This window comes from Janibacter massiliensis (assembly GCF_900289115.1).
Taxonomy (GTDB): domain Bacteria; phylum Actinomycetota; class Actinomycetes; order Actinomycetales; family Dermatophilaceae; genus Janibacter_A; species Janibacter_A massiliensis.
Genome location: NZ_LT985196.1, coordinates 1,163,996 through 1,183,673, shown reverse-complemented (window position 1 = coordinate 1,183,673; position 19,678 = coordinate 1,163,996). Strand labels below are relative to the sequence as shown.

19 protein-coding genes are annotated in these 19,678 nt (G+C 73.4%); 6 read left to right on the top strand and 13 right to left on the bottom strand.

Annotation, left to right across the window (positions count from 1 at the left end; translation table 11 throughout):
* A partial coding sequence (locus DAA34_RS05795) for a lysylphosphatidylglycerol synthase transmembrane domain-containing protein (protein WP_158707732.1) occupies positions 1 to 1,026 on the top strand: 1,026 nt, incomplete at its 5' end.
* On the opposite strand, the gene DAA34_RS05790 is transcribed toward DAA34_RS05795, so the two are convergent.
* Both DAA34_RS05790 and DAA34_RS05785 read right to left on the bottom strand, forming a co-directional pair.
* The gene (locus DAA34_RS05790) at positions 1,016 to 1,828 is read right to left on the bottom strand and encodes a type 1 glutamine amidotransferase (RefSeq protein WP_106818002.1); all 813 of its coding nucleotides are present in this window, start codon (positions 1,826 to 1,828) and stop codon (positions 1,016 to 1,018) included. The two genes, DAA34_RS05795 and DAA34_RS05790, sit on opposite strands and share 11 nt — an antisense overlap.
* Positions 1,825 to 3,153, bottom strand: a complete 1,329-nt coding sequence (locus DAA34_RS05785; protein ID WP_106818001.1) for a DUF1727 domain-containing protein — start codon at positions 3,151 to 3,153, stop codon at positions 1,825 to 1,827. The genes DAA34_RS05790 and DAA34_RS05785 overlap by 4 nt, the downstream gene beginning before the upstream one ends.
* Before the next feature lie 41 nt (positions 3,154 to 3,194).
* On the opposite strand from DAA34_RS05785, the gene DAA34_RS05780 reads away from it, so the two are divergent.
* Positions 3,195 to 3,416, top strand: coding sequence for a hypothetical protein (locus tag DAA34_RS05780; protein ID WP_106818000.1), 222 nt, complete (start codon positions 3,195 to 3,197; stop codon positions 3,414 to 3,416).
* Between the two features lie 7 nt (positions 3,417 to 3,423).
* On the opposite strand, the gene guaA is transcribed toward DAA34_RS05780, so the two are convergent.
* The 3 genes from guaA to DAA34_RS05765 are packed head-to-tail and all read right to left on the bottom strand — an operon-like array spanning position 3,424 to position 6,220.
* On the bottom strand, positions 3,424 to 5,001 hold the full coding sequence (gene guaA, locus DAA34_RS05775; RefSeq protein WP_106817999.1) for a glutamine-hydrolyzing GMP synthase: 1,578 nt from the start codon (positions 4,999 to 5,001) through the stop codon (positions 3,424 to 3,426).
* A 32-nt stretch (positions 5,002 to 5,033) separates the two neighbouring features.
* On the bottom strand, positions 5,034 to 5,366 hold the full coding sequence (locus tag DAA34_RS05770; protein WP_106817998.1) for a DUF3817 domain-containing protein: 333 nt from the start codon (positions 5,364 to 5,366) through the stop codon (positions 5,034 to 5,036).
* Positions 5,367 to 5,383: 17 nt separating this feature from the next.
* Positions 5,384 to 6,220: an SURF1 family protein gene (locus tag DAA34_RS05765; RefSeq protein WP_106817997.1), complete on the bottom strand. Its 837-nt coding sequence runs from the start codon at positions 6,218 to 6,220 to the stop codon at positions 5,384 to 5,386.
* 94 nt (positions 6,221 to 6,314) lie between these two features.
* On the opposite strand from DAA34_RS05765, the gene DAA34_RS05760 reads away from it, so the two are divergent.
* Entirely contained in the window at positions 6,315 to 7,106 is a 792-nt protein-coding gene (locus DAA34_RS05760; protein WP_106817996.1) for a dioxygenase family protein, read from the top strand.
* A 41-nt stretch (positions 7,107 to 7,147) separates the two neighbouring features.
* On the opposite strand, the gene DAA34_RS05755 is transcribed toward DAA34_RS05760, so the two are convergent.
* The 4 genes from DAA34_RS05755 to DAA34_RS05740 all read right to left on the bottom strand — a co-directional run bounded on the left by DAA34_RS05755 (position 7,148) and on the right by DAA34_RS05740 (position 12,186).
* Entirely contained in the window at positions 7,148 to 9,010 is a 1,863-nt protein-coding gene (locus tag DAA34_RS05755; protein WP_106817995.1) for a GMC oxidoreductase, read from the bottom strand.
* Positions 9,007 to 10,599 (bottom strand): succinic semialdehyde dehydrogenase, encoded by a 1,593-nt coding sequence (locus DAA34_RS05750; protein ID WP_106817994.1) that lies wholly within the window; start codon positions 10,597 to 10,599, stop codon positions 9,007 to 9,009. Before DAA34_RS05750 ends, DAA34_RS05755 begins: the two co-directional genes overlap by 4 nt.
* A gap of 141 nt (positions 10,600 to 10,740) precedes the next feature.
* Complete coding sequence (locus DAA34_RS05745) at positions 10,741 to 11,862, bottom strand: GuaB3 family IMP dehydrogenase-related protein (RefSeq protein ID WP_106817993.1); 1,122 nt, start codon at positions 11,860 to 11,862, stop codon at positions 10,741 to 10,743.
* A 33-nt stretch (positions 11,863 to 11,895) separates the two neighbouring features.
* Positions 11,896 to 12,186 (bottom strand): WhiB family transcriptional regulator, encoded by a 291-nt coding sequence (locus tag DAA34_RS05740; protein ID WP_106817992.1) that lies wholly within the window; start codon positions 12,184 to 12,186, stop codon positions 11,896 to 11,898.
* Between the two features lie 213 nt (positions 12,187 to 12,399).
* Between DAA34_RS05740 and guaB the strand changes: the two genes are divergently transcribed.
* Positions 12,400 to 13,941: an IMP dehydrogenase gene (gene guaB / locus DAA34_RS05735; RefSeq protein ID WP_106817991.1), complete on the top strand. Its 1,542-nt coding sequence runs from the start codon at positions 12,400 to 12,402 to the stop codon at positions 13,939 to 13,941.
* Between the two features lie 10 nt (positions 13,942 to 13,951).
* Here the strand turns inward: guaB and DAA34_RS05730 are convergent, their stop codons facing one another.
* The 4 genes from DAA34_RS05730 to groES all read right to left on the bottom strand — a co-directional run bounded on the left by DAA34_RS05730 (position 13,952) and on the right by groES (position 16,952).
* A complete protein-coding gene (locus DAA34_RS05730; protein WP_106817990.1) occupies positions 13,952 to 14,173 on the bottom strand; it encodes an RNA-binding S4 domain-containing protein in 222 nt (73 codons plus the stop codon).
* Positions 14,170 to 14,862 (bottom strand): aspartate/glutamate racemase family protein, encoded by a 693-nt coding sequence (locus DAA34_RS05725; RefSeq protein WP_106817989.1) that lies wholly within the window; start codon positions 14,860 to 14,862, stop codon positions 14,170 to 14,172. The genes DAA34_RS05730 and DAA34_RS05725 overlap by 4 nt, the downstream gene beginning before the upstream one ends.
* A gap of 82 nt (positions 14,863 to 14,944) precedes the next feature.
* Positions 14,945 to 16,561 carry a chaperonin GroEL gene (gene groL / locus DAA34_RS05720; RefSeq protein WP_106817988.1) on the bottom strand — a complete coding sequence of 539 codons (1,617 nt, stop codon included), beginning with the start codon at positions 16,559 to 16,561 and terminating at the stop codon, positions 14,945 to 14,947.
* 94 nt (positions 16,562 to 16,655) lie between these two features.
* Positions 16,656 to 16,952, bottom strand: a complete 297-nt coding sequence (gene groES / locus DAA34_RS05715) for a co-chaperone GroES (RefSeq protein WP_199847427.1) — start codon at positions 16,950 to 16,952, stop codon at positions 16,656 to 16,658.
* 202 nt (positions 16,953 to 17,154) lie between these two features.
* Between groES and DAA34_RS05710 the strand changes: the two genes are divergently transcribed.
* Complete coding sequence (locus DAA34_RS05710) at positions 17,155 to 18,393, top strand: class I SAM-dependent methyltransferase (RefSeq protein ID WP_106817987.1); 1,239 nt, start codon at positions 17,155 to 17,157, stop codon at positions 18,391 to 18,393.
* 16 nt (positions 18,394 to 18,409) lie between these two features.
* A complete protein-coding gene (locus DAA34_RS05705; protein ID WP_234354128.1) occupies positions 18,410 to 19,672 on the top strand; it encodes a glycoside hydrolase family 3 N-terminal domain-containing protein in 1,263 nt (420 codons plus the stop codon).
* Positions 19,673 to 19,678: the final 6 nt, after the last annotated feature.

Here is a 19,678-nt window from a genome sequence, read left to right as displayed (position 1 = left end):
GGGTGCGGGCGACGGCGGCCGGGCCGGTGCGTCGGCCCGGCGCGGCCGTCCCCCGCGCCGGGCCGACGCACCCTCGTCGGGGTGGCCGTCGCCGCCGCGCTCGTCGTCTGGGGCCTGCCCTGGGTGTCCGGGGTGGGCTGGGGCGAGATCGGCCGCGTCCTGCGCGCCGTGCCCCCGGCCCACGCGATCGGCTTCCAGGCACTCATGCTCGCCGCGCTCGGGGGGTACGCGATCACGCTGGCGGCATCCCTGCCCGGCCTGTCGTGGCCGCGGGCGCTCGTGCTCAACCTCGCCGGGTCGGCCGTGAGCAAGGTCGCCCCCGGCGGAGGCGCCGTGGGGCTGGCCGCGACCTTCGGCATCGCCCGCTCGTGGGGCCACCGGACCGAGGCGGTCGCCACCTCCGCGCTCGTCACCGGCGTGTGGAACCTCCTCGCCCGCATCGCCGTGCCGCTGCTCGCGCTCGGCCTGCTGTGGGCCGACGGGCTGGGGCTTCCGGGCAGCCTCGTCGGCCCGCTGCGGGTGACGTCGATCGTCCTGACCGTCGTCCTCGCCCTCCTCGTCGCCGCCCTCGCCAGCGACCGCGTCGCGCGGGCCTTGCGGCTGGCCGGCGTCCGTCGGCGGACGCTGGCCGTCGTCCGCGCGCGCTGGCCCGTCCTCACCCTCGGCCTGGCGATCATGCTCGGGATCCAGTGGGTGCTCTTCCACCTCGTCATGCGGGACGTCGGCGTCACCCTCCCGCTCGTCCCCCTCTTCGCCGGCTACGCCGTCGGCCGGCTCGCGAGCGCCGTCGGCGTGACGCCCGGCGGGATCGGGCTCACCGAGGTCGCGACCACCGGCGCCCTCGTCGCCTGGGGGGCGGACCCGGCCGCGGCGTCCGCCGGGGCGGTGCTCTTCGCGGTCGTCACCAACCTCATGGAGGTCCCGATCGGGGGCCTGGCGTGGCTGTGGTGGGCGGTCGATCCGACGGGAGCCCGCCGCGGCGGCATCGCCGGTACCGATGACGCAACCGGGGACGTCAGCGGGTGAGGCGCCGGACCTGACGGGTGCGCGCCTGCTCGGCGAGGGTGTCGTCGATGTCACCGGGGTCGAACGATCGACCGGTCGCGCGCTCGGCAGCCCAGGCGATGAGCGCGTCCGCGAGTGCCGGGTTCGCCGGCAGCACCGGGCCGTGGAGGTAGGTACCGACGACGTGGTGGCGCACCGCGCCCTCGGTGCCGCTCACCCCGTCGTTGCCCATGCCCGAGCGGACCCGCCCGAGCGGTTCCTGGCCGGGCGCGAGGGTCGTCGACCCGGAGTGGTTCTCGTACCCGACGACGTCGCCGTACGCCGTCGAGAGGACGACGGGACCGATCATCCGCTTCGCGTTCCCCTGCGTCGTCACGTCGAGGATCCCCAGCCCGGGCAACCGGGTGCCGTCGACCGTGACGAACGCGTTGCCGAAGAGCTGGTACATCCCGCAGACCATGAGCATCGGCACACCGTCGACCGCGAGCGCACGAAGCATGTCGCCGTTGCGGGCGAGGTCGTCCTCGACGCGGACCTGGCCCGAGTCCTGGCCACCGCCGCCGACGAGGAGGTGCACGTCGTCGGTGAGGGTGTCCCCGGGGTGGTGCTGCCGCACGACGGGGGTGTACCCGTGGCGCCGGATCCGCTCGGCGAGGCAGCGGGTGTTCCCCAGGTCGCCGTAGATGCTCATCTCGCGCGGGTAGAGGTGGACGAGGACGATCTCGCCCTTGCCCTCCTGCCCCGGCACCGCGCGCTCGGCGGACCGAGCCGGCTCGCCGAGGATCGGGACGTCACGGGCGTCGCGGGACGACGTCGTGCTCATGCGTCCTCCTCGGGGGCGTCCTCGCCGAACTCGGGCAGGTCGAACCGCTCGGACAGCATCCGGCGCAGGGTCATCATCGCGGTGTACGTGCAGAAGATCCGCTTCGGCTCACCACGGTGGTCGGCCAGGAAGCGGTCCAGGGCGGTGGCGAGGTCGGTCTCGACGTGGCCGGTGCGCACCCCGTCGTAGTCGAGGCGCAGCGCCATGTCCCAGCCGCGGACCCCGCTGGCCAGCGCGACACCGTGGTCCCGCAGGGACTCGAAGCTGACGTCGTACAGCCACGAGACGTCGCGGCCGTCGGCGTAGTCGTCGTTGATCGCGATCATCGTCGCCGCGGGCTCGCCGCCGTACGTGCCGAGGGCGACGGTGAACCCGGCCGGGTTCTTCACCAGGACGAGCTCGAGGGGGTCACCGTCGGCGTCGACGACCTCACCGCGACCGAACGGGGGGTTGACCCGCTCGAGGGCGGCCGTCGTCGTCGCCGCGTCGAACGCGTCGCCGAGGAGCAGCCGCGCGGTGGCGGTGGCCGCCGTCGCGTTGATCATCGCCGCGAGCCCGCGCTGGCGGAGGGTCACGGGGCCGAGCGTCCCGCCCTCGGCGCCACGCCCGAGGAGGAGCTCGAACGCGCGCTCGTCGACGGGGCGGAGGAATACGTCGTCGGGCCCGGTGGTGATCGGGTCGGCCTCGGTGTCGAAGCGGACGTCCTGCTCCTGCAGCTCGGGCAGCCGGTCGGCGACGGAGGCGTCGAGCCCGAACCAGCGGACGCTCGTGCCGGGCTCGAGAGTGGGCGCGATGCGGGAGACGAACGAGTCGTCGACGTTGAGGACGACCCCGTCGGTGGACTTCGAGGCGAGGGTCGTGAGGAGCCGCGCCGTGTGGTCGATCTCCGCGAACCGGTCGAGCTGGTCGCGGGCGACGTTGAGCAGCAGGGCGTGCGTCGGCGCCACCGCTGCGGCGAACCGGAGCGCGTGCGCCTCGTCGAGCTCCAGCACGGCCAGGTCGGCGCGCAGCCGGCCGCGCAGCCGGATGCTCCCGAGCATCGAGGAGATGACCCCGCGCGTGAAGTTGCTGCCCGTCGGGTTGGTGAAGACCTCGCGGCCGTGCGCGCGGAGGATCGCGACGAGCATCTTCGTCGTCGTCGTCTTCCCGTTCGTCCCCGAGACGACGACGATGCCGCCCCGGACGTCCGCGAGCGCGTGCGCGAGGAAGCCGGGGTCGACCTTCTCCGCGACGAGGCCGGGCAGGGCCGAGCCTCCCCCGCCCCGCAGGCGCGAGGCGGCGCGGGCACCCTTCCCGGCGATGACGGCGGCGACGGTTCTCAGCACCCGGCCACCCTACGACCGCGCGCCGAGACGGGCCGGACGACGTGGTCCGGCTCACCGTCGACGTCCGCCCGGGGGAGCGCCTCGTCCTCGAGTACGCCCCACCCGCCTCCCCGGCGCTCGGACGGGGCGCCCTCGGTCCGCCGCCGCAGACCGCTCGTCAGTTCGACGGGCGACGGGTCGTCACGGGCGTGGCCTGGGCGGTCGCCGTGGTCGTCCTCATCGCGGTGGTGGGGGCGCTCGCCGCGGTGCTCGGCCTGGCCTGACCGGGGCTCACTCCCACTCGATGGTGCCCGGCGGCTTGCTCGTCACGTCGAGCACGACCCGGTTGACCTCTTCGACCTCGTTCGTGATCCGGTTGCTGATCTGGGCGAGGACCTCGTAGGGCACCCGGGTCCAGTCGGCGGTCATCGCGTCCTCGCTGCTCACCGGGCGCAGGACGATCGGGTGGCCGTACGTGCGCCCGTCGCCCTGGACCCCGACGGAGCGGACATCGGCCAGGAGCACGACGGGGCACTGCCAGATCTCCGCGTCGAGACCGGCGGCGGTGAGCTCGGACCGGGCGATCGCGTCGGCGCGGCGGAGGATGTCGAGGTTGCGCTCGGTGACCTCGCCGATGATCCGGATGCCCAGCCCCGGGCCGGGGAACGGCTGGCGGTCGACGATCGCGTCCGGCACGCCGAGCTCGCGCCCGACCTTGCGGACCTCGTCCTTGAACAGGGCCCGCAGCGGCTCGATCAGGGTGAACTGGAGGTCGTCGGGCAGCCCGCCGACGTTGTGGTGGCTCTTGATGTTCGCCGCGCCGGTCCCGCCGCCGGACTCGACGACGTCGGGGTAAAGCGTGCCCTGGACGAGGAACTCGACCGGGTGCCCCTCGGCGGCCTCCTGGCCGACGACGTCCCGGGCCGCCTGCTCGAACGTCCGGATGAACTCCCGCCCGATGATCTTCCGCTTCTCCTCGGGGTCGGTCACCCCGGCGAGCGCGGCGAGGAACTGGTCCTTGGCGTCCACGACGACGAGGTCGACGCCCGTCGCCTGGACGAAGTCCTCCTCGACCTGCGTGGCCTCGTCCTGCCGGAGCAGGCCGTGGTCGACGAAGACGCACGTCAGCTGGTCCCCGACCGCCCGCTGGACGAGCGCGGCCGCGACGGAGGAGTCGACGCCACCGGAGAGGGCGCACAGGACCCGACCGTCGCCGACCGCCTCGCGGATGAGGGCCACCTGGTCCTCGACGACGTTCCCCGGGGTCCAGTCCGGCTCGATGCCCGCGCCGCGCAGGAGGAAGTTCTCGATGACCCGCTGGCCGAAGGTGCTGTGGAGGACCTCCGGGTGCCACTGGACGCCGTAGAGACGACGGTCGTCGTCCTCGAACGCCGCGACGGGCGCGCCGGCGGTCGAGGCGGTGACCCGCATCCCCTCGGGGGCGGCGATGGCGGCGTCGCCGTGGCTCATCCACACCGACTGCTGCGCGGGCTGGCCGTTGAAGAGGGTCGAGGAAGTGTCGACGATCGTCGCGGGGCTCGCCCCGTACTCCCTCAGGCCGGTCCGCTCGACCGTGCCGCCGAGCGCGTCGACCACCGCCTGGAAGCCGTAGCAGAGGCCGAGCGTCGGGACGCCGGACTCGATGATCGCGGGGTCGAGCCGCGGGGCGTCCTCGGCGTAGACCGACGCCGGTCCGCCGGAGAGGATGATCGCCGCCGGCTGTTTCGCGAGGATCTCCGAGGCGGGCATCGTGTGCGGCACGACCTCGCTGTAGACGCTCGCCTCCCGCACCCGCCGGGCGATGAGCTGGGCGTACTGGGCGCCGAAGTCGACGACGAGGACGGGGTGCTGCTGGAGGGGCTCGCTCACCCGCACAGGCTACCGGCGGGCCCGGTGACGGCTCAGGTCAGCCGGGGCTCGAGCTCGGCGACCGCGCGACGCTCGAACCAGAAGGCGAGCAGCGGGATGCAGGAGCCGAGCATGATCCCGACCATCTTCCCCAGCGACCAGCCGACCTTGAAGCCGAGGTTGACGGTCGCCGCGACGAAGACCATGAAGATGAGCCCGTGGACGGGGCTCCACCACGCGAGGGCCTCGTTGTTCAGGCCGTAGTGCAGGACCATCTCGGCGATGAGGACGAACATCGCCAGACCGGCGGCGATCGCCGCCCAGCGGAAGAAGGCCAGCGCGGAGCGGGCCGCGCGCGGGTCACGGATGGTCGGGTCGGGGGTCATGGGCGCATGCTCCCAGATCACCCTGCGGGGACGGTCGGGGCCACCCCGGCCTCGGCGGCGGCCTCGCGCTCGTCGCGGACGGCGGCGCTGAGCATCCGCCACCACATCCACAGCGGGAACGCCGCGAACGCCCACCACTGGAGGGCGTACATGAGGTTGCGCCACGACAGGTCGGTCGCGACCGCGGGTGGCGGCACGGGCTCGAGTCCGGCCTTCGCGTCGGCCTCGGCCTGGGTGCTCGCCGCGTCCCGCACCGGGTTCTCCGGTGCTCCCGCGACGACCCCGCCGACGGTCGCGTCCTCGAGGGCGAAGCCGAAGGCGTTGTAGACCCTCGAGCCCGCCGGGACGACGTTGACCAGCCACGGCAGGCTCACGGCGGGCAGCTGGCCGGTCGGCAGCCGCGCATCGCCGTCGGGCAGGGACTCGCTCGGGGCGAGGGAGACGGTGAGCTCGTGGTGCCCGGTCGGCGTCGGCGGCGGCGCGTCCGCGTCGGGCACCCAGCCGCGGACGACCGGCAGGAGGATGCGCTGCTCGGTGCGCAGGACGTCGACGGCCCAGGCCCCCTCGCGCCCGCCCAGGAGCCGACCGGGAACGGTGAACCGGAGCGATGGTACGTACTCCCCCGACGTGGTGACGCGGCGCCCGGACCCGTCGTCCGGGAACGGCGTCGCCACGGTGAGCACGTCCTCGACCGGCACGACGGGACGTGCGGCGACCTCGTCGATGGCCCGCTGGCGCTCGGTGTCGTGCGCGACGGAGAACTGCCAGCGGCCCAGCTGGAGGCCGACGGCCCCGAGGGCGAGGGCGAGCGCGAGGAGCGCGAGCCAACGCGGGGTGAGGGCCGTCCGGAGCACCCGGCCAGCCTACGGCTGCCGCCCGGACCCGTACGGCGACCGCCCAGCCCGCGGCCACCTACCATATCGTTGATCTGTCAACTACGATGGAGGCATGCCTTCCGCCGTTCGCCCTCCCGTCGTCTTCCTCAGCCACGGCGCCCCGCCGCTCGCCGACGACCCGACGTGGACGCGGGAGCTGCGGGCGTGGGGGGCGGCCCTCCCCCGCCCGACGGACGTCCTCGTCGTCTCGGCACACTGGGAGAGCGACCCGGCGACCCTGGGTGCATCGCGCCGGCCGGTCCCGCTCGTCCACGACTTCTGGGGCTTCCCCAGCCACTACTACGATGTCCGGTACGACGCGCCGACGGCCCCGCAGCTCGCCGACGAGGTCGAGGCGTTGCTCGGCGCCGCCGGCGGACCGGTCGCCCGGGACGAGGAGCGCGGGCTCGACCACGGCGCGTACGTCCCGCTGGTCGAGATGTTCTCCGAGGCCGACGTCCCCGTCCTCCAGCTCTCGCTGCCCAGCCTCGACCCGTCCCGGCTGTTCGAGCTCGGCCGACGGCTCGCCCCCCTGCGCGAGCGCGGCACGCTCATCCTCGGATCGGGGTTCACGACCCACAACCTCCGGATGATGAACCCCGACCCCGCCGGCGCCCCGTCCAGCCCGTCCACCGAGTTCGACCACTGGGCCGCCGAGGCCGTCGCGGCCCAGGACGTCGACGCCCTGCTCGGCTTCGAGCACGCCGCCCCGGCGGCCTCGCTGGCGCACCCGCGCACGGAGCACTGGGCCCCGTTGCTCGTCGTCCTCGGCGCCGCCGACGCGGGCGGATCGCTCGAGAGCACCTCGGTCGTCGACGGCTTCTGGCACGGCCTGTCGAAGCGGTCCTGGGAGTTCGCGGCCTGACCCGCCCGCCGGACGGGGCGCCGCCGATGCCCCACCGGACCTCAGTCGGCCGTCGCGCGCCTCCAGTCGTCGCTCGGGCCGGTGAGCTCGACGTCGTCGGCGGGCGGGGCCACCGTCGGCATGCCGAGGTCCACCTGGCGCGACGCAGCGTGGGTGAACTCCCGGACCACCGGCCGTCGGGCCGCCACGGGCTCCAACCTCCGGTAGCCCTCGGCCTGCGCCGGGCGCGCGTCGCGCTCGCCCTTGTTCGGCCACAGCGAGAACGCCCGCTCGGCCTGCGCCGTGATCGTCAGCGACGGGTTGACCCCGAGGTTGGCGCTCACCGCCGAACCGTCGACCACGTGGACGTTCGGGTGCCCCCACGCCCGGTGGTACGGATCGACGACCCCGGTGTCGGAGCTGTCACCGATGGCCGCGCCGCCGAGGAAGTGCGCCGTCAACGGGATGTCGAACGCCTCGCTCCACGTCCCGCCGGTGACCGTGGGGATGCCGGTCGCCTGCTGGAGCCGGTCAGCGACGCGGCGGATGCCCTCGTGACCCTGGGGGATGTACGTCGGGTTGGGCTCACCCGTGCCCTGACGGGAACGCAGCCGCCACCGGCCGCCCCGGCCCCGCGTGACGTACGTCGTCAGGGAGTTGTCGAGCGACTGCATGACGAGACCGATGATCGTCCGGTCCGCGAAGTGCCGACCGGGCGGGAACCACGCCTTCAGCGCGTCGAGGTTGCGCGGGATCTCGGCAAGCAGCCGGAGGATCCTCGGGAAGCGGCTCGGCCCGCCCGGCGCGAGGAGGGTCGTCAGCAGACCCATCGCGTCCGAACCGCGGCCGTACCGGCAGTTCTCGATGTGGGTGTCCTCGTCGGGGTGGAACGAGCTCGTGATCGCCACTCCCCGGGTCATCGCCTCGGGGTCCTGCGGGTCCTTCGACAGCAGTGCTCCGACCAAGGTCTCGGAGTTCGTCCGGGTCAGCTGGCCGAGCCGGTCCGACAGGCGCGGCAGCTCACCCTCCGCCCGCATGGCGTGGAGGAGGTTCTGGGTTCCCCAGGTCCCGGCCGCGACGACGACGTGCCGGGCGTGGAGGACGCGCGCGCTGGCGTCGCCCAGGTCGTCGGTCGCCTCGTGCCGCACCCGCATGAGCGGGCCGTCGGGCCCGTCGGTGTCGGGCACCTCTCCGACCCGGGTCACGGTCCGCATCGGCTCGATCGTCACCCCGGCAGACTCGGCGAGCGCGAGGTAGTTCTTCATCAGGGTGTTCTTCGCGCCGTACCGGCAGCCCACCATGCAGTTGCCGCACTCGACGCACGTCGTCCGGTCGGGCCCGGCTCCGCCGAAGTACGGGTCCGGCACGGTCGTGCCCCGGTCCTCCGACGCGGTGCCCTCGGCGAAGAACACCCCGACCGGCGTCTTCCGGAAGGTCTCGGGGACGCCCATGTCCTGGGCCGCCTGCTGCATCACGTCCTCGACGATCCCGTGGCAGGGGTTGGTCACCACGCCGAGCATCGAGCTCGCCATCGCGTAGTGCGGCGCGAGCTCCTCCTCCCAGTCGGTGATGTGACCCCACTGCTGGTCCTCGAAGAACGGGCGCGGGGGGACGTAGAGGGTGTTCGCGTAGTTGAGCGAGCCGCCGCCGACCCCGGCGCCGGCGAGGATCATGACGTCGCCGAGCAGGTGGATCCGCTGGATGCCGAAGCACCCGGCCTGGGGCATCCACAGGAAGTTGCGCAGGTCCCAGGACGTCTTGGCGAAGTCCTCGTCCTCGAACCGGCGCCCCGCCTCGAGGACGTGCACGCGGTAGCCCTTCTCGACCAGCCGCAGGGCGGCGACCGAGCCGCCGAAGCCCGATCCGATGACGACGACGTCGACGTCCGGCTCCGGCGTCCTGGTGGCCGTGGGTGAGCCGCTCATGCGCGACCCATGAGCTTGAGCGCGCGCAGGCTCAGGCCGAGGACCTTCGCGTGGGTCTCGTCGGACATGCCGAGCACCGGACCGAAGCCGACGAGGTGCTGGGCGGTGATGTTCTGGCTCTCCGTGTACTTCAGCAGGCCCTCTGCGCCGTGACGGCGGCCCATCCCCGAGTCCTTCATCCCGCCCATCGGCGCGGCGACGGACGACCACGCAGCGGCGTAGCCCTCGTTGATGTTCACCGTGCCGGTCTTGATGCGGCGCGCGATGGCCCGACCACGACGGACGTCCGTCGTCCACACCGAGGCGTTGAGCCCGTACTCCGTGTCGTTGGCCAGGGCGACAGCCTCGTCGTCCGACGACACGCGGTAGATGGAGACGACCGGACCGAAGGTCTCCTCGTCCCGGCAGGCCATCTCGCTCGTCACCCCGTCGAGGACGGTGGGCGCGTAGCAGTACGCCCCGACGTCCGGCAGGGGCCGACCACCCGCGAGGACGGTCGCGCCCTTGGCGACGGCGTCGTCGACGTGGCGGGTGACGGTCTCGAGCTGCTCGGGGCTGACGAGGCTGCCCATGTCGGGGCCGAACTCCAGGTCCGTGCTGACGACCATCGCCTCGACCGCGGCGACGAACTTCGGGATGAACCGGTCGGCGATCGCCTCGTGGACGAGGACCCGCTCGGTCGAGATGCACAGCTGGCCGGCGGAGGCGAAGCACGAGCGGACCGCACCCTCGACGGCCTTGTCGACGTCGGCGTCGTCCGCGACGTAGAGGCTGTTCTTCCCGCCGAGCTCGAGGCTGAAGGACACGAGGCGCTCGGCGGCGGAGGCCGCGACCTGGCGACCGACCGGGGTCGACCCGGTGAAGCACACGTAGTCCGCCTGGTCGACGATCGCCTGACCCACCTTCGAGCCGGACCCGAGCACGACCTGAAGGACGCCGTCGGGCAGGCCGGCCTCGCGCAGGAGCTCGACCCCGGCGAGCGCCGTCACCGACCCCTGCATGTCCGGCCGCAGGACGACGGCGTTGCCGGCGAGCAGGGCCGGGATCGCGTCGGTGATGGCCAGGCTCAGCGGGTAGTTCCACGGGGAGACGATCCCGACGACGCCCTTGGGGTGGTGGTGCACCTCGACCTGGGAGAGCAGCGGGAACACGCCGGCGACCTTCCGCGGGGCGATGAGGCCGGCCGCGACGCGCGCGTAGTACCGCGCCGTGATCGCGGTGTCGGCGACCTCCTCGAAGGCGTGACGGCGCGCCTTGCCCGCCTCGAGCTGGATCAGGTCGAGCAGCTCGACCTGACGGTCGAGGACGAGGTCGTGGAAGCGCAGGAAGATCGCCTTGCGCTCGGCCGGGTCCAGGGCCGCCCAGGCGCCCTGCGCGGCCCGCGCCGCGGCGATCGCCGTGGTGACGTCCTCGGGGGTGGACAGCGGCAGGTCGGCGATCGGGCCGCCGGTCATCGGCGACGTGCGGCGGAGGCGCTCGGCCTCCGGGGCCGCGACGCCCTGCCGAGCCAGGACGCGGACGCGGGCCGGGTCGACGGCGTAGGTGGCGGTCGGGTCGAGCTCGGGATCGGCGATCGTCGGCGAGGTCATTACCCCAGAGTAGTGAAGGCGTCCGACAGCGAACAGCCCTCCCCTGCCCGCCCGCCGAGCGGGGGTGGGTCAGCGGTCGCGAAGACCCTGCATCTCACGAGCTCGCCGCCACGGGAACCTCCTCGGCGGTCGGGGTGCGGGTCAGCTCGGCTGGTACGGGGCGACGACGACGTCGATGCGCTGGAACTCCTTGAGCTCGGTGTAGCCCGTCGTCGCCATCGCGCGGCGCAGCGCGCCCATGAGGTTCGTCGTCCCGTCCGCGACGCGGCTCGGGCCGAACATGACCTCCTCGAGCGAACCGACGGTGCCGACGCCGACGCGCGCGCCTCGCGTCAGCTGCGCGTGGTGCGCCTCCGGCCCCCAGTGGTAGCCGCCGCCGGGCGCCTCGACCGCTCGGGCGAGCGCCGCGCCGAGCATGACCGCGTCCGCGCCGCACGCGACCGCCTTGACGATGTCCCCGCTCGTGCCCACGGCGCCGTCGGCGATGACGTGCACGTACCGCCCCCCGGACTCGTCGAGGTAGTCCCGACGTGCAGCCGCGACGTCGGCCAGGGCGGTCGCCATCGGTGCGTGGATGCCGAGCGTCGCGCGGGTCGTGTGTGCCGCTCCCCCGCCGAAGCCGACGAGCACCCCGGCCGCGCCGGTGCGCATGAGGTGCAGCGCCGCCGAGTAGCTCGCCGCGCCACCGACGATGACGGGCACGTCGAGCTCGTAGATGAACCGCTTGAGGTTGAGCGGCTCGGCGCGGCTGCTCACGTGCTCGGCCGAGACGGTCGTGCCGCGGATGACGAAGAGGTCGACGCCGGAGTCGACGACCGTCTTCCAGTGCTGCTGGGTGCGCTGCGGCGATAGCGCGCCGGCGACGGTGATGCCGGCCTCGCGCACGGCGCGCACCCGCTCGACGATGAGCTCGGGCCGGATGTCACGGGCGTAGATCTCGCGCATCCGGACGGTCGCGTCCTCCTGCGGCAGGGAGGCGATCTCCTCGAGCACCGGCGCCGGGTCCTCGTAGCGGGTCCACAAGCCCTCGAGGTCGAGGACGGGCAGTCCGCCCAGGCGTCCGAACGCGATCGCGGTCTCGGGGGACATCACGGAGTCCATCGGCGCCGCGAGGACGGGGACGTCGAAGTGGTAGGCGTCGATCTGCCAGCCGAGCGAGACCTCCTCGGGGTCCCGCGTGCGGCGGCTCGGGACGACGGCGACGTCGTCGAGGGAGTAGGCCCGTCGGCCCCGCTTCGCGCGCCCGATCTCGATCTCGATCACCGGCCCACCGTACCCGGGGGCCTGCGGACGGTCTCAGACGGCGGTCGCCGCCTGCACCGCGGTCATCCGGCGCCGCTCCTCCGCGGACAGCCCGCCCCAGATGCCGAACGGCTCGCCGGAGGCCAGGGCGTGCGCGCGGCAGGCCGACACGACGGGGCAGCGCGCGCAGACGGCCTTCGCGGCGGCCTCGCGGGCCTGGCGGGCAGCACCGCGTTCGCCCTCCGGGTGGTAGAACACGGCGCCGTCGGTGTCGCGGCAGGCGCCCTCGAACTGCCACTCCCACAGCGATGCCACCGGACCCGGCAGGCTCACGACCCCTGACATTCGTTGTCCCCCGACGATGCTCCGTGACGGCCCCGTTTCGGGCCGCGGCTCCCCGTCCTCCGGGGGAGCCGCCGGACACGGTATTGGGGGGTGGGTTGCGCCGGCGTGGCCCCGAGGTGGCCGGACGGTGACGATCAGTCGTCGTGCCCGGCACCGCCCACGGCCGCAGCCCACGGGTCACGGGGGCGGGACCACCGTCCGTAGAATCGAGCAATGGAACCCGGTCTGACGCCCGCCCCCGCTGCCGACCCCTCCGCCCACGACCCGTTCGGCAAGGTGGGTCTGACCTACGACGACGTCCTCCTCCTGCCGGGGTTCAGCGACCTCGTGCCGAGCGAGATCGACACGAGCACCCGCCTGACCCGCGAGCTCACCCTCCGCGCGCCGATCGTCTCCGCGGCGATGGACACCGTCACCGAGGCCCGGATGGCGATCGCCATGGCCCGTCAGGGCGGGATCGGGATCCTCCACCGCAACCTCTCGATCGCCGATCAGGCCTACCAGGTCGACCTCGTCAAGCGGACCCAGACGGGGATGATCTCCAACCCCGTGACGATCGGTCCGGACGCCACGCTCGAGGACCTCGACGCCCGCTGCGGCGAGTACCGCGTCTCCGGCCTGCCCGTTGTCGACGCGGACAACATCCTCATCGGGATCATCACCAACCGGGACCTGCGCTTCACGCCGGTCGCGCAGTGGTCGACCACCCTGGTGCGCGACGTCATGACGCCGATGCCCCTGGTCACCGCACCCGTCGGGATCTCCCGCGAGGACGCCACCCTCCTGCTGCGCCAGCACAAGCGCGAGCGCCTGCCGATCGTCGACGCCGACGGCCGCCTCGCCGGGCTCATCACCGTGAAGGACTTCGTCAAGTCCGAGCAGTTCCCCAACGCGAGCAACGACGCCGACGGCCGGCTGCTCGTCGGGGCCGCGATCGGGTACTTCGGCGACGCGTGGGAGCGGGCGACGACGCTCATCGACGCCGGGGTCGACGTACTCGTCGCCGACACCGCCCACGGCCACGTTCGGATGCTCGTCGAGATGGTCGCGCGGCTGAAGTCCGACCCGGCGACGAAGCACGTCCAGGTCATCGGCGGCAACGTCGCCACACGCGAGGGCGCCCAGGCGTTCGTCGACGCGGGGGCGGACGCGGTCAAGGTCGGGGTCGGCCCGGGCGCGATCTGCACGACGCGGGTCGTCACCGGCGTCGGTGCGCCGCAGGTCACCGCCGTCCACGACGCCTCGCTCGCGTGCCGCCCGGCCGGGGTCCCGGTCATCGCCGACGGCGGCCTGAAGTACTCCGGCGACATCGCCAAGGCCCTCGTCGCCGGCGCGGACGCGGTGATGATGGGCTCGCTCCTGGCCGGCTGCGAGGAGTCGCCCGGCGAGCTGATCTTCGTCAACGGCAAGCAGTTCAAGTCCTACCGCGGGATGGGCTCGCTCGGTGCGATGTCCTCCCGGGGCAAGACCTCGTACAGCAAGGACCGCTACTTCCAGGCCGAGGTCGCCTCGGACGACCAGATCGTCCCGGAGGGCATCGAGGGGCGCGTGGCGTACCGCGGCGCGCTGTCGCAGGTCGCGCACCAGATGGTCGGCGGGCTGAAGCAGGCGATGTTCTACGTCGGGGCCCGGACGATCCCGGAGCTGAAGGAGAAGGGTCGGTTCGTCCGGATCACCTCCGCGAGCCTGGCCGAGTCCCACCCGCACGACGTCCAGGGCATCATCGAGGCGCCGAACTACAGCGTCCGCGGCTGAGCCTGCGGCGTCAGTCCACGGTGACGGTGATGGCGACGCCCTCGAGGGTCACCGTCTGGCCCGGACGGACCTGGGCGCCGCGCCGGGTCTCGACCGCGCCGTCGACCGAGGCCTCGCCGGCCTCGATGACCTCGCGGGCCATGACGCCGTGCTCGACGACGCCCGCGAGCTTGAGCAGCTGACCGAGGCGGATCGACGCGTCCCGGATCGGGACCTCGACCTGCTGGGTCACGCCTCGAGCATCCAGTCGAGGGTGTCCTCGACGAGGATCGCCGTCGTGTCGTGGAGCGGGACGTCGGCGTCGTCGGCCTCGAGCAGGAGGCCGAGCTCGGTGCCGGCGAGGACGATCGCCTCGGCACCCCGGTCGCGCATCCCCGCCATGACCTCGCGGAACCGCTTGCGCGAGCCGTCCTTGATGATCCCGTGGACGAGCTCGTCGTAGATCATCCGGTCGACCTCGGGACGCTCCGCCTCCTGCGGGAGGATGACCTCGATGCCGCGCTCGACGAACGGGCCGGTGTAGAAGTCCCCGTTCGTCGTCGTCAGGGTCGCCAGGAGGCCGACCGTGTGCTGGCGGCTCGCCTCGACACGCTTGGCCGCGGCCTTGGCGATGTGGTGCAGCGGGATGCCGACGGCGTCCTCGACCTGCGGGGCGACCGCGTGCATCGTGTTCGCCGCGATGATCATGCCCTCGGCACCGGCCCGCTCGAGCCCCTGGGCCGCCTCGACGAGGAGCGCCGCCATCGCGTCCCAGTCGCCGCGCTCCTCGGCGGCGGTCACCTCCGCGAAGTCGAGGCTGTGGACGAGCACGCGCGCCGAGTGCAGGCCACCGAGCCGCGCCTCGACCCCCTCGTTGAGCCGGCGGTAGTACTCCGCCGTCGCGGGCCAGCCGAGTCCGCCGATGACACCCAGGAGCCTCATGGGCACAGCCTAGTGGTCCCCCGGCACGGCCGCGGGGCCGCCACCGACGGATCGGTGACGGCCCCGGCGGGGTGAGGACGGGTCAGTGGCTATGACCGTGGCCGTGACCGGCCGCGGCGTCCTCGTCCTCGTCCTTCTTCTCGACGACGAGCGTGTCGGTCGTGAGGACCATCGAGGCGATCGACTCGGCGTTGCGCAGCGCGGAGCGGGTCACCTTGACCGGGTCGATGACCCCGGCGGCGACGAGGTCGCCGTACTCGCCCGTGGCCGCGTTGAGGCCCTGGCCCGGCTCCATCTCCTGGACCTTGGAGACCGCGACGTAGCCCTCGAGCCCGGCGTTCTCGGCGATCCAGCGCAGCGGTTCGCGAGCGGCGCGGGCGACGATGCTCGCACCGACGGCCTCGTCACCCTCGAGCCCGAGCTCGTCGATGGCGGAGACGGCCTGGATGAGGGCCGAGCCACCGCCGGCGACGATGCCCTCCTCGATGGCCGCACGGGTCGCGGAGATGGCGTCCTCGATGCGGTGCTTCTTCTCCTTGAGCTCGACCTCGGTGTGCGCGCCGACCTTGATGACGCAGACACCGCCGGCGAGCTTGGCCAGCCGCTCCTGGAGCTTCTCGCGGTCCCAGTCCGAGTCGGTCCGCTCGATCTCGGCCTTGATCTCGTTGACGCGGCCCTCGACGGCGGCGGAGTCGCCCTGGCCGTCGATGATCGTCGTCGTGTCCTTCGTGACGACGACGCGGCGGGCCTGGCCGAGGACCTCGAGACCGACCTGGTCGAGCTTGAGGCCGACCTCCTCGGCGACGACCTGCGCGCCCGTGAGGATCGCCATGTCCTGGAGCATCGCCTTGCGGCGGTCGCCGAAGCCGGGGGCCTTGACGGCGCACGCGGTGAACGTGCCGCGGATCTTGTTGACGACGAGCGTGCTCAGCGCCTCGCCCTCGACGTCCTCGGCGATGACCAGGAGCGGCTTGCCGGCCTGGACGACCTTCTCCAGCAGCGGCAGGAAGTCCTGGACCGTCGAGATCTTGCCCTGGTTGATGAGGACGTAGGCGTCCTCGAGGACGGTCTCCATCCGGTCGGTGTCGGTGGCGAAGTACGCCGAGATGTAGCCCTTGTCGAACTGCATGCCCTCGGTGAAGTCGAGCGTCGTCTCCGCCGTCGAGGACTCCTCGACGGTGATGACGCCGTCCTTGCCGACCTTGTCGAAGGCGTCACCGATCGTCGCGCCGATGCCCTGGTCCTGCGCGGACAGGGAGGCGACCTGGGCGATCTCCTCCTTGCCCTGGACCTCGCGGGCGGTCTCGAGGAGACGGGCGGAGACGGCCTCGACGGCCTTGTCCATGCCGCGCTTGAGGCCGGACGGGGCGGCGCCCGCGGCGACGTTGCGCAGGCCCTCCTTGACCATGGCCTGGGCGAGGACGGTCGCGGTGGTCGTGCCGTCACCGGCGACGTCGTTCGTCTTGGTCGCGACCTCCTTCGCCAGCTGCGCGCCGAGGTTCTCGTACGGGTCCTCGAGCTCGATCTCGCGGGCGATGGTCACGCCGTCGTTCGTGATCGTCGGGGCGCCCCACTGCTTGTTGATGACGACGTTGCGGCCCTTCGGGCCGAGCGTCACCTTGACGGCGTTCGCGAGCTGGTCGACGCCGCGCTGCAGCGCATCGCGCGCTGCGTCGTTGAACTGGAGTTCCTTGGCCATGCCTGGCTCCTTGCTTCGTGGTGGTCGGGGGTGTCACGGACGACGCCCCGGGGCCCGAACGGGCCGCCCGGGGCGTCGAGAGGTGGGGGTGGACTCAGCCGATGATGGCGAGCACGTCGCGGGCGCTGAGGATGAGGTACTCCTCCGCGCCACGCTTGAGCTCGGTGCCGCCGTACTTGCTGTAGACGACCTTGTCGCCGACCTTGATGTCCATGGGGACGCGCTCGTCGCCGTCCTCGTTCCAGCGGCCGGGGCCCACGGCGACGACCTCGCCCTCCTGGGGCTTCTCCTTGGCCGTGTCCGGGATGACCAGGCCCGAGGCGGTGGTCTGCTCGGCCTCGAGCGACTTGACGACGATCCGGTCCTCGAGCGGCGTGATGTTGACCGACACGATGACTCCTTCCAGATGGCAGAACAGGGGCGGAGCGCGAGACCATCGCCGTCGCGGGGGTCGATCGACTCTGCGCTGGCACTCAGCCGCGCCGAGTGCCAACACGCAATCTAGGACCCGGACTGGCACTCGGTCAACCGGAGTGCCAACGGCGCGCCGCCCCGAGCACATCTCGGTTCCGCGCGCGGGGGAGGATGCGGGCGTGGACCCCGAGATCGTGCGCTGGCTCGCCCGCCCGGAGGCGCGGGCGCTCCTGGCCGACCTCCCCTCGTACGACGAGGCCACCGCGCTGACCACGGCCGCGCGGCTGCGCGCAGAGGGCCTCGACCCGACCCGGGCCGCCGCGCTCCTGACCCAGCTGCGGCTGCGCGCCCGCGCCCGCACGAAGTTCGGCGAGTTCGCCGACGGGATGCTCTTCACCGCCGACGGCCTGGAGCAGGCCAGCCGGCTCGAGGTCGCGGCCGGGCACGCCGGGCGCTTCGCGGCCGCGAGCCTGGCGACCGTCCACGGCCTCGGCTGCGGCATCGGCGCGGACGCGATGGCGATGAGCGCGCTCGGGGTGACGGTCGCCGCCGTCGACGCCGACCCGACGACCGCCGCCATCGCCGACGCCAACCTCCGCGCGTGGCCGGACTCCCGGGCCCGCGCCGGTCGAGCGGAGGACGTCGAGCTCCCCACCGACCCGCTGCGCGCCCGCGCCGGCGCGTGGCTCGACCCCGCCCGCCGCACCCCCGGGGTCGCCGACGCCCGCGGCCGGACCCGCCGCATCTTTCGGCTCGAGGAGATCTCCCCGAGCTGGGACAGCGTCCTCGACGTCGCCCGCCGCGTCCCGGCGACCGGGGTGAAGCTCAGCCCTTCGCTGCCCCACGACATCCCGCCCCTGGGCACCGAGGCCCAGTGGACCTCCTACGACGGCGAGGTCCTCGAGTGCGCGGTGTGGTGGGGCCCGCTCGTCCGGCACGAGGGCCGAACCGCCCGGGTGCTGCGCCACGACCGCTCCCCGGTCGAGGTCGACCAGTCGATGGCCGACGCCGACCCGCCCGCCGCGCCCTCGCTCGGGGCGATGGGGCCGTGGCTCTACGAGGCCGACCGTGCCGTCACCCGCGCCGGGCTCACCGGTGCCGTCACCGCCGCGACGAGCGGCGAAGAGCTCGAACCCGGCCTGGGGTACGTCACCGCGGGGACGGCGACCGACGTGCCGTTCGCCCGCCGGTACGCCGTCCGCGACGTCCTCCCGTTCTCGACGAAGGTCCTCCGGCCGTACCTGCGCGAGCGCGGGATCACCGGCCTGACGATCAAGAAGCGCGGCATCCGGATCGACGACGAGCGCCTGCGCCGCGACCTGCGGATCGGGCGGGGGGCGGGCGACGGCGCGAGCACGACGGTGCTGCTCACCCGGGTCGCCGGGGAGCAGTGCGTCCTCGTCATCGACCCCGCGTGACCCGTATCGTCACCGGGTGCCTCTCACCGCCGCCGTGCGCGCCACCGGCGTCGCCCGCGCCACCGCCGTCGTCGCCCTCCTCGCGCTCGGCGCGTGCTCCGCGGGCGACCCTGCCCCGCGCCCGACGGCCGCACCCGAGAGGACGACGACCTCCCCGGCGCCGACCTCGTCCCGCGACGCCCGGCCCCGACTCGGCCTCACGCCCGATCCGGCGTGCCGGGAGACCGCCCGCGCGATGACCCCCCAGCAGCGCGCGGGGCAGCTGCTCATGCCGGCGATCTACCCCGGCGGGGCCCACGACGCCCTCGTCACCGACCACCACGTCGGCGGCGTCTTCCTCCTCGGCGGCTGGGTCGGGCGCGAGAACGTCCGCGGGACGACCACCCGCCTCCAGGGCCTCGCCGGCCCGGGCTCGACGGGCGGCGCGCGGCTCCTCGTCGCCGCCGACCAGGAGGGCGGGCAGGTCCAGCAGCTCACCGGGGACGGCTTCTCGAGCGTTCCGCCCGCCACGGCGCAGGCGCGGATGACGCCGCGCGCGCTGCAGGCGGCCGCGACCGGCTGGGGGAAGGAGCTGACCGCCGCGGGTATCAACGTCGACCTCGCGCCGACGGTCGACACCGTCCCGGCGGGCACCGCCGCGCGCAACGCCCCGATCGGTGCGCTCGCGCGGCACTACGGCTCCACCCCCGCGGCCGTGTCCCGCTCGAGCGACGCCGTCGTCCGGGGGCTGCGCGCGGCGCAGGTCGAGCCGACCCTCAAGCACTTCCCCGGCATCGGCCGGATCACCGGGAACACCGACGCGACCGCCACCGGGACGACCGACACGACGATGACCCGCCGCGACCCGCACCTGCGCCCGTTCGTCAGCGGTGTCCGCAACGGCGCGGGGATGGTCATGGTCGGCTCGGCGCTCTACCCACGCATCGACCGGCAGCACCGGGCCGTCTTCTCCCGCCGCATCATCACCGGGCTCCTGCGCCGGGACCTCGGCTACACCGGGGTCGTCGTCACCGACGACGTCGGGGTCGCCCGCTCCGTCTCGGCGGTCCCGCCCGCCGAGCGCGCCGCGCGGCACGTCGCGGCCGGCGGCGACATCACCCTCACCGCCGACCCCGCACTCGTCGGGCCGATGCTCACCGGAATCACGACCCGGGCCGCGAAGGACCGCCGGTTCGCCACGCAGGTCCTCGACTCGACGACCCGTGTGCTCACCCTCAAGCAGCGGATGGGCCTGATCACCTGCGGCAGCGTCGACGCGACGAGCTCGACGAACTCCTGACCCGCC

What these genes read in the sequence shown, in the direction of transcription:
- DAA34_RS05755 (WP_106817995.1), bottom strand. Translation starts at nt 9,010, where the DNA reads ATGAGCGGCTCACCCACGGCCACCAGGACGCCGGAGCCGGACGTCGAC.
- guaB (WP_106817991.1), top strand. Translation starts at nt 12,400, where the DNA reads ATGGAACCCGGTCTGACGCCCGCCCCCGCTGCCGACCCCTCCGCCCAC.
- groL (WP_106817988.1), bottom strand. Translation starts at nt 16,561, where the DNA reads ATGGCCAAGGAACTCCAGTTCAACGACGCAGCGCGCGATGCGCTGCAG.
- DAA34_RS05740 (WP_106817992.1), bottom strand. Translation starts at nt 12,186, where the DNA reads ATGTCAGGGGTCGTGAGCCTGCCGGGTCCGGTGGCATCGCTGTGGGAG.
- DAA34_RS05750 (WP_106817994.1), bottom strand. Translation starts at nt 10,599, where the DNA reads ATGACCTCGCCGACGATCGCCGATCCCGAGCTCGACCCGACCGCCACC.
- DAA34_RS05760 (WP_106817996.1), top strand. Translation starts at nt 6,315, where the DNA reads ATGCCTTCCGCCGTTCGCCCTCCCGTCGTCTTCCTCAGCCACGGCGCC.
- DAA34_RS05725 (WP_106817989.1), bottom strand. Translation starts at nt 14,862, where the DNA reads ATGAGGCTCCTGGGTGTCATCGGCGGACTCGGCTGGCCCGCGACGGCG.
- DAA34_RS05790 (WP_106818002.1), bottom strand. Translation starts at nt 1,828, where the DNA reads ATGAGCACGACGTCGTCCCGCGACGCCCGTGACGTCCCGATCCTCGGC.
- DAA34_RS05770 (WP_106817998.1), bottom strand. Translation starts at nt 5,366, where the DNA reads ATGACCCCCGACCCGACCATCCGTGACCCGCGCGCGGCCCGCTCCGCG.